Genomic DNA, 12675 nt, shown 5'->3' with positions numbered 1-12675 from the left:
ACGGCCCGGCGCGGGAACCTTCGCGGGCGCACGATCTTCCGTAGCGTCCCTGACATGCGAGTTCTCGTCACAGGAGGAGCCGGGTTCATCGGCTCGCACATCGTCGCCGCACTCACCGCCGCCGGTCACGAGCCGGTCGTATACGACGCCCTGCTGCCCGCCGCCCATCCCCGTGAGCCCGAACTCCCGGACGCCGAGTTCGTCCGGGGCGACGTCCGCGATGCCGAAGCGCTCGAAAGCGCCCTGCGCGGGGCCGGGGCCGTCTGCCACCAGGCGGCGATGGTCGGCCTCGGGTCGGACTTCGGCGACGCGCCCGACTACGTGTCGTGCAACGACCACGGCACCGCGGTGCTTCTGTCGGCCATGGCCCGGCGGGGTGTGTCGTTCCTGGTCCAGGCCGGGTCGATGGTCGTGTACGGCGAGGGCCGCTACATCTGCCCGGGCCACGGCGTCGTGCGGCCCGGCCCCCGGGACGTCGCCGACCTCGACGCGGGCCGCTTCGAGCCGCGCTGCCGGCTCTGCGGCGCCGAGATGGCCCCGGGCCTGGTCACCGAGGACGCCCCCGTCGACCCGCGCAACGTCTACGCCACCACCAAACTCGCGCAGGAGCACCTCGCCGCCTCATGGGCCCGGGCGACCGGCGGGCGCGCGATCTCGCTGCGCTACCACAACGTCTACGGGCCCGGCATGCCGCGCGACACCCCTTACGCGGGGGTGGCGTCCTTCTTCCGGTCGGCGCTGGAGCGCGGGGAGGCGCCCCGGGTGTTCGAAGACGGCCGGCAGCGCCGTGACTTCGTGCACGTCAGAGATGTCGCCATGGCCAACCTGGCCGCTCTGGGCGCCGTCGGTGAGCAGCCCGGGGGGCGGCACACCGCCTACAACGCCGGGAGCGGCCACCCCCACACCGTCGGTGAGATGGCGACCGCGCTGGCGACCGCGTTCGGCGGGCCGATGCCGGTGGTGACGGGCGAATACCGCCTGGGTGACGTCCGGCACATCACGGCCGACTCCTCCCGGCTGCGCCGTGACCTGGGCTGGAAGCCCGTGGTCGAGTTCGCCGACGGGGTGGTGGAGTTCGCCGGCGCGCCCCTCAGGTCACCAGCGGCAACGTGACCTCGAACCGGCAGCCGCCGGGGACGTTGCGGACATGGGCCCGGCCCGCGTGGGCCTCGACGATGCCGCGGACGATCGCCAGCCCGAGTCCCGCCCCCGCGGGCGGGGTGCGGGCGGCGGTGCCGCGCCAGCCGGTGTCGAACACCCTCGGCAGGTCGTCGGAGGGGATGCCGCCACAACCGTCGGTGACGGCCAGGATCGCGCTGTCGCCGTCGCGGGCCGCGCTGACCGCGACCGTGCCGTCGGCGGGGGTGTGCCTGATCGCGTTGACCAGCAAGTTGGCCAGCACCCGGGTCATCTCCTTGCCGTCGACCTCGACCGGAACATGCTGGAGGTCCTCTCCTACCAGGCGGACACCGCGTTCCTCGGCCAGCGGGGCGGCGCCGAGCAGCGCGTCGGCGGCCAGGTCGCGCAGCGACATCCGGGCCGGCACGGGGAGGAACGCCCCGGCCTGGATGCGCGACAGCTCGAACAGGTCGCCGACCATCGTCGTCAGGCGGTCGACCTCTGCGCGGATCTGCCGGTGGTAGCGGGCGGGGTCGTCGACGACGCCGTCCTCCAGCGCCTCGGCCATAGCGCGCAGCCCGGTGAGCGGAGTACGCAGGTCGTGGGAGATCCAGGCGACCAGCTCGCGGCGGGAGGTCTCCAGGGCCCGTTCGCGCGCCCGTGAGGCGGCCAGCTTCGCACTGGTGGCGGCCAGTTCCCTGGCCAGGCCGGAGAGTTCGGCGGTCGCCGGGGCGGCCGGGACGGCGAAGTCGCCGTCATCGCCGAAGTCGCGGGCGGCGCGGGCCAGATCGTGGCTGCGGGCGACCACCCAGCGGCCCAGCAGCAGCGCGGTGACCAGCGACACCACGGCCGCCATGACGATGACCAGCGTCACCACGGTCAGGTCGTGGGGCGACAGGAACATCGCCCAGGCCACGGCGAGGGTCCCGGCCAGCATCGCGCTGACCGCGACGACCGCGACCACGGCCAGCGAGACCGTCATCGACCGGTGCCGCAGCGGGATCAGCACGGCCGCGCCGACGAGCCCGGCGGCGACCGCGCCCCCGAACGCGAACAGCGCGATGAGCAGCAGGTCTTTCATTCGTCCTCTCCCGGATCGAAGCGGTAGCCCACGCCCCAGACGGTGTGGATGAGCCGCGGCCGCGCCGGATCGTCCTCGACCTTCCCGCGCAGCCTCCGGACGTGCACGGTCACCGTCGACAGGTCGCCGAAGTCCCAGCCCCACACCTCGCGCATCAGGCTCTCGCGGGTGTGCGCCCGGTAGGGGTGGGCCAGGAAGTGGGCCAGCAGGTCGAACTCCCGCAACGTCAGGGTCAGCTCGACGCCGTCCTTGTGGGCCCGGTGGGTCGCCGGGTCGACGGTCAGCCCGGCCGCGCGCAACGGGCCGGGCGGCCCCGGAGAGGCGGCGCGACTGCGGCGCAGCACCGACTCGACGCGCAGCACCAGCTCGCGCGGGCTGAACGGCTTCGTCACGTAGTCGTCGGCGCCCCGCTCCAGGCCGGTGATGCGGTCGTCCTCCTCGCCCCGGGCGGTCAGCATGATGACCGGGACGGCGCTGACCGCGCGCAGCCGGCGGCACACCTCCAGCCCGTCGAGGCCCGGCAGCATGAGATCGAGCACGACCAGATCGGGTCCGCCGCGGATCGCCAGGTCGAGCCCGGTGGGGCCGTCGGCGGCCCGGTCGACGGTGTGCCCGGCGATCCGCAGGTAGTCGGCCACGACCCCGGCGACGGTCGGGTCGTCGTCCACGACCAGGATCCTCATGAGCCAAGCCTGGCACCAAAGAGCATGCATAACGGACAGCGTCCGCGTTTCGTAAGGACTCAATGGCCGTCTTCCGGCCCGGTCCTTCCTACGGTGGCAGGGTGATCGAAAAATCCGTGGACGTCGTGCTGCCCTGCCTGAACGAGGCTGAAGCCCTGCCGTGGGTGCTGGAGCGCGTCCCGCCGGGCTGGCGGGCGCTGGTCGTGGACAACGGGTCGACCGACGGGTCGGCGGAGATCGCCCGCTCGCTCGGCGCGACCGTGGTGCACGAGTCCCGGCGCGGGTTCGGGGCGGCCTGTCACGCCGGGCTCCTCGCGGCCGAGGCCGACGTCGTCTGTTTCTGCGACTGTGACGCGTCGCTCGATCCGGGGCTGCTGACGGAGTTCGTCCAGCTGCTCTCCGACGGAGACGACCTGGTGCTGGGGCGGCGGCGGCCGGAGTCGCGCGGGGTGTGGCCCGCGCACGCGCGGGCCGGGAACTGGGCGCTGTCGAAGATGGTGCGCCGGCGGACCGGCCTGCGCCTGCACGACCTCGGGCCGCTGCGGGCCGCGCGGCGGGAGGCGCTGCTCAAGCTCGACCTGACCGACCGGCGCAGCGGCTATCCGCTCCAGATGGTGGTCAGAGCCGCCGATGCGGGCTGGCGGGTGCGGGAGGTCGATGTGCCCTACCTGCCGCGCAGCGGGAAGTCGAAGGTCACCGGCACCTGGAAGGGAACGTTCCAGGCCGTCATGGACATGCGCAAGGTGCTGCGCGAAGGGGCCGCCCGATGACGACCCTCCTCGTGATCGCCAAGCAGCCGGTGCCCGGCCGGGTCAAGACCCGGCTGACCCCGCCGTTCACACCCGGGGAGGCCGCCGCGCTGGCCGAGGCGGCGCTCGCCGACACCCTGGCGGCGGTGCTGGCCACCCCGGCCGACCGGCACGTGCTGGTCCTCGACGGCTCTCCCGGCCCGTGGACGCCGCCCGGCTTCGAGATCCGCCCCCAGTGCGGGGGCGGACTGGACGAACGCCTGGCCGCCGCGTTCGCCGCCTGCGCGGGCCCGGCGCTGCTGATCGGCATGGACACCCCGCAGGTCACCCCCGACCTGCTCGAACCCGCACTGGATTTCGGGGGGTGCGAGGCCTGGTTCGGCCCCGCCGACGACGGCGGCTTCTGGGCGCTGGGCCTGGCCGACCCCGACCCGGCGCTGCTGCTCGGCGTGCCCATGTCGGTCCCGGAGACCGGCGCCGCCCAGCTGGCCCGGCTGCACGGCAAGGGCCTGGCGGTCGGCGAGTTGCCGGCCCTGCGCGACGTCGACACGGCCGCCGACGCCCGGGTGGTGGCCGCCCAGGCCCCGTGGAGTGCCTTCGCCGACCTGCACGCGCGGCTGGCTCTGCGGACGGCCGCCCGATGACGGCGTGGCTCGACGACCCGTACACCCTGGCGCTGGGAAGCGGGCGCGGCCCGCTGTTCCTGCGCCGCGCCGACGGTCGGCTGCTGCCGCTTGAGGTGGAACGCTGGTGCGCGGAGGTGGACGCCGCCGACCGGTCGGTGCTGGCCCGCTGCCGCGGCGCGGTCATCGACGTCGGCTGCGGCCCCGGCCGCCTGGTCGCGGCCCTGGCCGAACAGGGCCGCCGTACGCTCGGCGTGGACGTCAGCCCCGCCGCCGTCCGCAGCACCCGGGGCCGGGGCGGCATGGCGCTGTGCCGTTCGGTGTTCGACCCGCTTCCGGCCGAGGGCCGCTGGACGACCGCCCTGCTCCTCGACGGCAACGTCGGCATCGGCGGCGATCCGGCGGCCCTGCTGACCCGGATGGCCGAAGTCACCGCACCCGACGGCCTGCTGATCGCCGAAGCCGATCCTGCGGAGGTCGACGAATGCCACGAGGTGGTCATCGACGACGGCCGGAGCACGACCGGCCCCGCGTTCCCCTGGGCGCGCGCGGGCCGGATCGCGCTCGGCCGCCACGCCGAGAAGGCGGGCTGGGTCCGGATCGCGGAATGGACGGTGACCGGCCGCCACTTCGTGGAACTGGCTCAGCGGCGGCGGCGCAGCAACACCAGCACGACCGCGACGACGGCCACCGCCGCCAGGCAGATCAGCAGGTTGCGGCCGTAGTCCTGGACCAGCACGGTCGGGTTCGGCGACGGCCCCGGCCGCAGCAGCGCCGGAATCGTGATCAGCACCAGCCCGCCCATCGTGATGAGCGCGCCCCGCACGACGGCCCGGTCGGGCAGCCGGGCCACCAGCAGGCCCACGAGCAGCACGAGCGGGCCGATCAGCGCGTCGTGCAGCGCGATGGCTCCGGCGAACCAGAAGACGACTCCGAGCAGGCCCGGCAGCGGCAGCAGGAAGAACAGGCCCGTGCCGATGAGGGCGATCCCGGCGGCGCCGAGCGACACCCGCAGCGTTCTCACAGTGCCTCCACCCGGGACACCCATTTGGTCTGCAGCACGCCGGGCCGGTTCGGGGCGATGATCCGCGCGGGATAGCCGTGGTCGAGCGACAGCACCTCGTCGTTGAGCCGCAGCGCGAGCAGGGTCGACGGATCGTCGGCGTACTGGGCGGGCATCTCCATGACCCGGTAGTAGCCCCAGACCTCCAGCGACTCCACCCGCACGGCCGTGCCGGGGGGCGCGCCCGCGCGGGCCAGCAGGTCACGGATCGGCACCCCGCTCCACCACGCGTCGGCGCTCCAGCCCTCGACGCAGGCGATCGGGAGCCGCACCCGCCGTTGCGGCAGGGCTTCGAGCTCGGCCAGGGTGATGCGGTAGGGCCTGGGCCCGGCGACCTCCAGCGCCCAGCCGTCGGACGAGGCGTAGGTGACCTGCGCGGCGGCGGCGGTCCGGTTGATCGGCATGCCCTGGGTCGCGACGTCCGGGTTGCGCGGCGCCAGCAGGTCGAAGCCCCGCAGCGCCGAGAGCGACTGCCCGACCGTCGTGAGCGTGACGGCGCCCACGGCCGCGCCGACCCCGGCGAGCAGCGCCCTGCGGTCGGCCGCGTCGACGTCCGCCTTCCGCTTGCGCCAGTTCTCCCTGATCAGCGGCGCCTTCACGGCGAGGTGCAGCAGGAGCGAGCCGGCGACGATCCAGGCGACGGCGTAGTGGGTCTGCGTGAACGAGAACGGCCACGGATACCACTGGAGGATGTTGATCAGCCCGGTGAACAGCTGGAACACGGTGGCCGCCACGAGCAGGGCGACGCTCAGCCGCTCGACGAGATGGGGCAGCGACCGGAACGGCGGCCAGGCGAACAACCTCGGGTAGACCGTCCACAGTTTCGCCATGACCAGCACGATCGCCGCCAGCCCCGACGCGACGTGCAGCCCCTGGGTGAACCGGTAGCCCCACACTGGCCGTACCGGCAGCAGGCCGGTCATCCAGCTGGGCGGATGCTGGAGCACGTGACTGATCAATCCGGTCAGGAAGCAGATCACGACGGCCGATCCGAGCCACCGCCCGATCGCGACGGCCGTCCGCGGATCGTGCAACCGGCCCCTGAACTGCGGAAGCGTGGGTTTCATGCGTCCCATGCAATCGCGCCGGAGGCCGATCAGAGTGGCTACGACACCTTACGAATCTCGGACGTCCGGCCCGGCGACCGGTTTTCGTGGCCGGATCGCTGAGAACCTGACCTGGTGAAACTCACCGTCACCCTGCTGACCGCCCTGGTCGCCGCGCTGGCCGTGGCCGTCACCCGCGGCGGCCAGCTCGCCGACCCCGCCGGGCTGATCGCCTGGTACGCGGTGTGCTGGGCGCTGTTCGCGGCGGCGGCGTGGTCGCTCCGGCGGGTGCCCGCCGGGAAGGCGGCCGTGCTGGTCGTGGCGGGCGGGCTCGCGGTGGGCTGCACGGGCCTGCTGGACATGCCGAGAACCAGCACCGACTCCTATCGGTATGCGTGGGACGGGCGGGTCCAGGCGGCCGGGATCTCGCCGTACGACCACGAGCCGGCCTCTCCCGAACTGGCCGGGCTGCGCGACGGCTGGCTGTTCCTCGACGGCCCCGTCTGCGAGACGGCCTACATGTCGTGGTTGTGGGGCGGCGGCTGCACCCGCATCAACCGGCCGAGGGTGCCGACCATCTATCCCCCGGTGTCGGAGGCCTACTTCCTGGCCGTCCACACCCTGTCGCCACCCGGTTCCCGGCACAAACCGCTCCAGGTCGGCGGCCTGTTGCTGGCGATGGCGACGACGCTGCTGCTCGTGCGGTCGGCGGGGGCACGGGGCGCGTGCCTGTGGGCGTGGTGTCCGGCGGTGCCGATCGAGGCGGTCAACAACGCCCACGCCGACGTGCTGTCGGTGCTCCTGGCGGTGGGGGGGCTCGCGCTGCTGACGCGGCGGCCTCTGATGGGGGGTGCGTTGCTCGGCGGGGCGGTCGGCGCGAAGTTCCTTCCCGCCCTCCTGCTTCCCGGGGCGCTTTCGGGTGTACGCCGCCCGCGCGACGCGATGACCGTCCTGGTGCCCGCCTTCCTGGTGCCGGTCTTCGCCTACCTTCCCTACGTGCTGGCGTCGGAGGCGTCCGTGCTGGGCTACCTGGGGGGTTACGCGACCGAGGAGGGTTACTCGACCGGGTCGGCCGGGCGCTACGGCCTGGTGCGGCTGCTGGTGCCCGACGGCTGGGCGTTGCCGGTGGTCGTGCTGGTGCTGGGGGCCGTGGCGGCGTACACGATCTGGAAGGGGGACCCCGCGCGGCCCTGGCAGGGCGGGCTGATCGTGACCGGGACCGCGTTCCTGCTGCTCACGCCCGGCTACTCCTGGTATGCCCTGCTGCTGATCGCCCTGGTCGCCCTCGACGGGCGCTGGGAGTGGCTCGGCGTGGCCGCCGCCGGCGCGGTCGCCTACGTGACCGGGCTCGGCACGGTCGCCTACGCACTGGCCGCGCTGGCCGTGCTCATCGGCTGGGCGGTGCGGACCTCGGCCCGCACCGCCCCTGCCATGGCCTACTGAGCGAGGGCCTCCCGCAGCGAGACGGGCCGACGGCCGAGGAGCTTCGCCAGGTCGTCGCCGGAGGACGCCAGGTTGCCCGCGGCGATCCCGAGGTCGATGCCGACCACGATGTCGGCGACCTCGCCGGGCAGTCCCGCGCCCGTGAGCACCTCCCGGTACTGGTCACCGGTCAGGGGCACGTGCGCGACCGGCTTCCCGGAGACCTCGGTGAGCTGCGCGGCCAGGTCCGCCAGCGTGAAGACCTCGGCCGCGAGTTCGTACACCCCCTGCCCAGGCTCCTGAGTGAGCACCACCGCGGCCGCGTCGGCGAGGTCGGCGCGGGCCGCCGCGCTGATCGGCCCGTCCCCGGCCGCCCCCGCGACCCCGTGTTCGAGGTAGGTGGCCAGCTGGGCGGTGTAGACCTCGTAGTACCACCCGTTCCGCAGGAAGACCGTGCGCAGCCCGGACTCGGTCAGCAGCTTCTCGGTGGCCCGATGGTCGTCGGCCAGGTCCATCGTGGAGGTGTCGGCGTTCAGAATGCTCGTGTACGCCACCAGCTCCACCCCGGCGTCGACGGCGGCGGCCACCACGTTGGCATGCTGCGCCGCCCGCCGCCCCAGCTCCGACCCCGACACGAACAGCAGCTTCGACGCGCCGTGGAAGGCGTCGCGGAGCGCGTCCCCGTCCTCGTAGTCGGCCTTGCGGATCTCCACGCCCAGGTCGGCGGCCTTCTCGATCTGGCGGCCGATCCCGCGGATCTCCCCGGCGGGCACCCCTCGGCGCAGCAGGCTCTCGATGGCGAGCCGCCCGAAGGGGCCGGTGGCGCCGGTGACGACGTAGGTCATCTTGTTCCTCTCGTTACGGTGTAACGGAGGCAACCGGCCAGGTCAGATCATGCTTCCCAGTCGATAGAGGGCACCTTGAAGTGCAGTAGTCACCTGGAGGATAGTGACCAGGTCTACGGCTCGAAGCCGTCGACGGCGAAGAACTCGTCGTGATCGCCACACCCCTTGGCGATCTCGGTCCCCGCGATCCACGATCCGCCCTGCCTGAAGGCGTCGCCGTCGAGGATCTCGCCCTTGCCCGGGACGGACACCCCGCGCCGTCCGTCGGCCGCGCGGACGGGGGTGGTGCCGGTGGGCCAGATCGGGACCAGCGTCGCGTCGCGGGTGACGGCGACCAGACACTTCTCCTTCTCCACCCACGACAGCCGCGCGTTCAGCGACCCCAGATTCGACGATTCCAGGTCGTGGACGATAATGGCCGGATCGTCGCCGACATAACAAAAGAAGGACGAACATGAAAGCGTCGAATTCGGGCGCTCTCTGGGCATCTCAACGGAAGAATCTGCAGCACTACATGCCGAAACGCCCATCATGCCGGCGAATATCGCCATTAGTGTCGGCCTCATTGGTAGCGCCTCCCGCCGCTCGATTAGCGCCACCTTAACGGGCAGACCGTCGAATGCGGCCGAATTCGAAAGGCCTCGCCGCGCGGGTCGGGGAGCACACCACCCGCCTCCGCGCCAAAGGTCTCAATTCCATCATTCAGCGTCAAAACGGCGCGGGCCCTGCTTACGCTCGGTCCGCTACTGATGGAGTGCACGGACCGGCGAGGGGCGGCGGAGTCCATGAGTCCTTCGGGCGGCGCAGAGCCTGCCGGGGCTCCGGCGGAGAACCCGGCGGAGAACAGGGAAGGCGCGCGTGACGCCCGGATCGCCGCCGTGATCGCCCTGCTCGGCATCCTCCCGGAGATCGGGCTGGCGGTGACCGGCAACGAGCTCGCAGCCCGCTGGGTCATCCGGATCGCCATCGGCGTCATCCTGTTCGCCGCGATCTACCGTCCGGTGCGGGACAGGTGGCGGCGCAGGACCGCCGGGCGCGACCGCCGGCTCCCGCGCCGGCTCACCTCGGCACGGCGGCTGATCTCCGCGATGTGGCCCTGGCTGCGGATGGGCGCGGCGGGCGTCGTGGCCGGGGGGATGGTGCTCGCGCTGGTGCAGATCGCGCCGGCCGGCTGGCAGCGCCTACAGGGGTATGTCGGGCAGTGCCCGATGCCGCGGGAGATCGTGCTCAGCGTGCCGTCGTACGACGTCGAGGCGTTCCGCCTGATGGCCGGGGAGTTCACCCTGGACCGGTGCGCGCAGACCCGGCTGAAGGTCGTCGCCTCGCCGCCCGTCGCGGGACTTCTCGCCGCCCTGCGCAGCGGCTGGCGCTCAGCCGACGAGAGCAGGCTGATCGGCCCCCGTCCCGACCTGCTCGTCGTCGAGAGCCGCGACATCGCGAACCTGCTCGGCGGCGATCGGGGGCTCGTCGAGGACGTCGGCCCGATCGGCCACATGGAGATCGCGGTCGGCATTCCGGAGACGCTGCGCAACCAGGTCGAGCGCGAGACCGGAGGGGTCACGCTCGACTCGGTGCTCCGGTTCTACGCCGAACCGGGCCGCAACTTCGCCCGCCCCGACCCTTTGATCACCGGAATGGGGTTGATGGCGACCTCCGGGCTGAACGCGCGCGGCGTCTTCCGCGATCCCGAGGCGGCCGAGGACAAGCTGCGCGAGCTGCCCGAGGAGATGGGCGACGCCTTCTGGAAGGACCAGGCCGATCCCGTCTCCCTGCTGTGCAATCTGCAGCGCGACTACGAATCCCGGCGCAACAGCCTGCTGCGCCGCTCGGCCTTCCTGCTGCCGCGCCACGTGATGGACGACTACAACAAACGCACCGCCCGATTCTGCCCGGGCGGGAACCAGGATCGCGGCCGGCTGTGGATCCCCGACATCCCGTCGCTGGCCACGCTCGACTACCGGGCGGTCCGGCCCATCTGGCCCGACCGTGAGAGCGCCGGGCGGAGCGCGGCCGTCCGCGAACTGGCCGGGTGGCTGCGGTCGCGGGCGGTCACGCCCACTCCGGAGGCGCAGCCGGCCCCGGGTGGCGACGTCCTCGCCGCGACGATGGAGGCGATCAGGAAACGCGAGCAGCGGCTCGACCTGGCTCTGGTCCTCGACGGGTCGGGATCGATGCGGCGGCACCGGCCGGTGACGGTGCGGTCGGTCGGGGAGATCGTCGAGGCCCTCCGGCCCACCGACCGGGTCTCGCTCGACATCGCGCGCCGTCCGTCCCGGGACGGACGGCCGCAGATCTACCCCGCCTATCCCCCCGACCTCGCCGGCTCCCAGGGCGGCCAGGTGGTCGGCTACCTGGGCCAGTGGACACCCCGCGACTGGGACCTCGACGCGGCCTCGACCATCACGGCCATGGGAAACCGCCCCATGGACGTCATGGTGATCGTGACGGACACGAGCCCGGGGAAGCAGGCCGACCTGCGCCGGATCACCGCCGACGTGATCGAGCAGGCGGCCGGCAAGCCGAGCGACGCCCCGGTCTACATCGTCAACGTCGGCGACACCGAGTGCCCGGCCGCCCTGCGGTCCGACGACCGGCGCGGCGTCTTCTGCGTCGAGGCCGCCGACTTCGACGCCGCCACCGCCTTCGACCGGCTCAGGGAGCCCCGATGACCCGCCGCAGGCATCCCGTCTGGCCGTTCGTCGTCGGCTTCGCGCTGACCGTCGCCCTCAGCGCGGCGCCGTCGCTGCTGAACCGGGCCCCCGCGACCGGCTGCCCGGGCGACCCCGACGAGATCACCGTGGGCGCTGGCTACGACGACAGCATGGACCGCACCCAGCGCGCCGTGATCAACGCCTGGCAGGAGCGCGGCCGCACGGCGAGGTACGTCGAGATCTCCCGGATACCCGACGACGCCCGCGCCGAGATGGCCGCCACCGACCAGGAGGGCAGGTGCCCCTACGACGTCCTGGTCCTCGACGTCGCCCACCTCGCCGAGTTCGTGGCCAACGGCTACGCCTCCCCCGTCGAGCTGCCCCACCCTGCGTCGGGCTTCATGGCCACGTCGGTCGCCGCCGGGCAGATCGGCGGCACGCAGTACGGCGTCCCGTTCGCCGCCGACGTGCCGCTCGCCTACTCGATCGGCGCGACCGATGCGCTGGTGTCGAGGATCTGGGGCGGCGAGGAGCCCGGCGCGAGACCGCCGGGCCAGGCGCTGGTCCAGCTCGACGACTACGAGGGCGCGACGGTCAACCTCGTCGAGGCGATCGGACCCGAGGTCGTGCCGCTTCTCTCCGACCCCGGCGCCATGCCCGGCGGCGCCGAGCTGCGCGCCGTCGTGGAACCCCGCCTGGAAGCGTGGCGGACCGCGCTGAAGACCGGCCTGATCGACGGCGACTCACTGGAGCACTCCGAGAGCGACACCCTGCGGGCCTTCCGCAGCGCCCCTCTGTCGGCCCCGATGGTCATGCGGCACTGGCCCTCGGTGTTCCGCACCCTCTGGCTCGACGACCGGTTCCGCGACGCCGACGACAGGCTCGCCTTCTCCTACCGGCCGCTGCCCCGAGGCGGCGTCCTCGGCGGCTCGGTGCTGGTCATCTCCCCGAAGGCCCGCGACCGCGCCGCCGCCGAGAGCCTGGTCGAACACCTGACGACCCCGGAGGTCCAGGCGAAACTGTTCGCCTGCGGCAGCTACGCGCCGGTGCTCGCCGCCGCCTACGAGGTGGGCGAGTACGAGACCCGCCGGTTCACCGAGGCGCTCACCTGCCTGCGCGGCGACGCGGAGAATCCGGAGAGCCTCGTCGCGGAGTTCGCCGACTTCGCCCAGACGGTCCGCCGCGCGATGGACGGCGCGCTGCTGCGCCCGCAGCTCCCCTACTACAGCCGGGTGAGCGAGACCTTCCGCGCGTGCGCGCTGGCCGTCCTGCGCTCGGCCGGACCCCGCGACCTGGCCTTCTACGACACCTTCGCCGACCGCCTCCAGGCCGCGGCGGCGGGCCGGCTGCCCGAGGAGAGCTCGGCCTGCGGCTGAATACGCGATCATGACCG

The 12675-nt window shown here is 73.0% G+C and carries 13 protein-coding genes; 7 read left to right on the top strand and 6 right to left on the bottom strand.

What is annotated here, in order from left to right; all coding sequences use genetic code 11:
• Positions 1-54 precede the first annotated feature (54 nt).
• Positions 55-1113, top strand: coding sequence for an NAD-dependent epimerase/dehydratase family protein (locus FDA94_RS27800; RefSeq protein WP_137250028.1), 1059 nt, complete (start codon positions 55-57; stop codon positions 1111-1113).
• Here FDA94_RS27800 and FDA94_RS27795 read toward each other — a convergent pair.
• Entirely contained in the window at positions 1091-2200 is a 1110-nt protein-coding gene (locus FDA94_RS27795; RefSeq protein ID WP_137250027.1) for a sensor histidine kinase, read from the bottom strand. The two genes, FDA94_RS27800 and FDA94_RS27795, sit on opposite strands and share 23 nt — an antisense overlap.
• Positions 2197-2883: a response regulator transcription factor gene (locus FDA94_RS27790; RefSeq protein ID WP_212735541.1), complete on the bottom strand. Its 687-nt coding sequence runs from the start codon at positions 2881-2883 to the stop codon at positions 2197-2199. Before FDA94_RS27790 ends, FDA94_RS27795 begins: the two co-directional genes overlap by 4 nt.
• Before the next feature lie 101 nt (positions 2884-2984).
• Here FDA94_RS27790 and FDA94_RS27785 point away from each other — a divergent pair, with 101 nt between their 5' ends.
• The 3 genes from FDA94_RS27785 to FDA94_RS40055 are packed head-to-tail and all read left to right on the top strand — an operon-like array spanning position 2985 to position 4980.
• Complete coding sequence (locus FDA94_RS27785; RefSeq protein ID WP_246060194.1) at positions 2985-3653, top strand: glycosyltransferase family 2 protein; 669 nt, start codon at positions 2985-2987, stop codon at positions 3651-3653.
• Positions 3650-4276, top strand: a complete 627-nt coding sequence (locus FDA94_RS40060) for a TIGR04282 family arsenosugar biosynthesis glycosyltransferase (protein WP_137250024.1) — start codon at positions 3650-3652, stop codon at positions 4274-4276. Before FDA94_RS27785 ends, FDA94_RS40060 begins: the two co-directional genes overlap by 4 nt.
• A complete protein-coding gene (locus FDA94_RS40055; protein WP_137250023.1) occupies positions 4273-4980 on the top strand; it encodes a class I SAM-dependent methyltransferase in 708 nt (235 codons plus the stop codon). Before FDA94_RS40060 ends, FDA94_RS40055 begins: the two co-directional genes overlap by 4 nt.
• Here the strand turns inward: FDA94_RS40055 and FDA94_RS27770 are convergent.
• On the bottom strand, positions 4899-5279 hold the full coding sequence (locus tag FDA94_RS27770) for a hypothetical protein (protein WP_137250022.1): 381 nt from the start codon (positions 5277-5279) through the stop codon (positions 4899-4901). The genes FDA94_RS40055 and FDA94_RS27770 overlap by 82 nt on opposite strands.
• On the bottom strand, positions 5276-6385 hold the full coding sequence (locus tag FDA94_RS27765) for a molybdopterin-dependent oxidoreductase (RefSeq protein WP_212735540.1): 1110 nt from the start codon (positions 6383-6385) through the stop codon (positions 5276-5278). Before FDA94_RS27765 ends, FDA94_RS27770 begins: the two co-directional genes overlap by 4 nt.
• A gap of 114 nt (positions 6386-6499) precedes the next feature.
• Here FDA94_RS27765 and FDA94_RS27760 point away from each other — a divergent pair, with 114 nt between their 5' ends.
• Complete coding sequence (locus FDA94_RS27760; RefSeq protein WP_212735539.1) at positions 6500-7807, top strand: glycosyltransferase 87 family protein; 1308 nt, start codon at positions 6500-6502, stop codon at positions 7805-7807.
• Here FDA94_RS27760 and FDA94_RS27755 read toward each other — a convergent pair.
• Both FDA94_RS27755 and FDA94_RS27750 read right to left on the bottom strand, forming a co-directional pair.
• A complete protein-coding gene (locus FDA94_RS27755; protein WP_137250019.1) occupies positions 7801-8631 on the bottom strand; it encodes an NAD(P)H-binding protein in 831 nt (276 codons plus the stop codon). The genes FDA94_RS27760 and FDA94_RS27755 overlap by 7 nt on opposite strands.
• A gap of 113 nt (positions 8632-8744) precedes the next feature.
• Positions 8745-8987 (bottom strand): hypothetical protein, encoded by a 243-nt coding sequence (locus tag FDA94_RS27750; RefSeq protein WP_137250018.1) that lies wholly within the window; start codon positions 8985-8987, stop codon positions 8745-8747.
• Positions 8988-9416: 429 nt separating this feature from the next.
• Between FDA94_RS27750 and FDA94_RS27745 the strand changes: the two genes are divergently transcribed.
• Together FDA94_RS27745 and FDA94_RS27740 are read left to right on the top strand one after the other, a co-directional pair.
• Complete coding sequence (locus FDA94_RS27745) at positions 9417-11300, top strand: vWA domain-containing protein (protein WP_137250017.1); 1884 nt, start codon at positions 9417-9419, stop codon at positions 11298-11300.
• Positions 11297-12658 (top strand): extracellular solute-binding protein, encoded by a 1362-nt coding sequence (locus FDA94_RS27740; protein ID WP_137250016.1) that lies wholly within the window; start codon positions 11297-11299, stop codon positions 12656-12658. The genes FDA94_RS27745 and FDA94_RS27740 overlap by 4 nt, the downstream gene beginning before the upstream one ends.
• Positions 12659-12675 lie beyond the last annotated feature (17 nt).

This window comes from Herbidospora galbida (assembly GCF_005233835.1).
In the GTDB taxonomy this organism is placed as follows: Bacteria; Actinomycetota; Actinomycetes; order Streptosporangiales; family Streptosporangiaceae; genus Herbidospora; species Herbidospora galbida.
Note: the sequence above shows the minus strand (reverse complement) of the source record. Positions and strands in the feature narration are given on the sequence as shown.

Bases quoted from the DNA above. Each gene is read 5' to 3' on its own strand.
- FDA94_RS40055 (WP_137250023.1), top strand. From the start codon at position 4,273: ATGACGGCGTGGCTCGACGACCCGTACACCCTGGCGCTGGGAAGCGGG.
- FDA94_RS27765 (WP_212735540.1), bottom strand. From the start codon at position 6,385: ATGAAACCCACGCTTCCGCAGTTCAGGGGCCGGTTGCACGATCCGCGG.
- FDA94_RS40060 (WP_137250024.1), top strand. From the start codon at position 3,650: ATGACGACCCTCCTCGTGATCGCCAAGCAGCCGGTGCCCGGCCGGGTC.
- FDA94_RS27800 (WP_137250028.1), top strand. From the start codon at position 55: ATGCGAGTTCTCGTCACAGGAGGAGCCGGGTTCATCGGCTCGCACATC.
- FDA94_RS27795 (WP_137250027.1), bottom strand. From the start codon at position 2,200: ATGAAAGACCTGCTGCTCATCGCGCTGTTCGCGTTCGGGGGCGCGGTC.
- FDA94_RS27755 (WP_137250019.1), bottom strand. From the start codon at position 8,631: ATGACCTACGTCGTCACCGGCGCCACCGGCCCCTTCGGGCGGCTCGCC.
- FDA94_RS27790 (WP_212735541.1), bottom strand. From the start codon at position 2,883: ATGAGGATCCTGGTCGTGGACGACGACCCGACCGTCGCCGGGGTCGTG.
- FDA94_RS27740 (WP_137250016.1), top strand. From the start codon at position 11,297: ATGACCCGCCGCAGGCATCCCGTCTGGCCGTTCGTCGTCGGCTTCGCG.
- FDA94_RS27745 (WP_137250017.1), top strand. From the start codon at position 9,417: ATGAGTCCTTCGGGCGGCGCAGAGCCTGCCGGGGCTCCGGCGGAGAAC.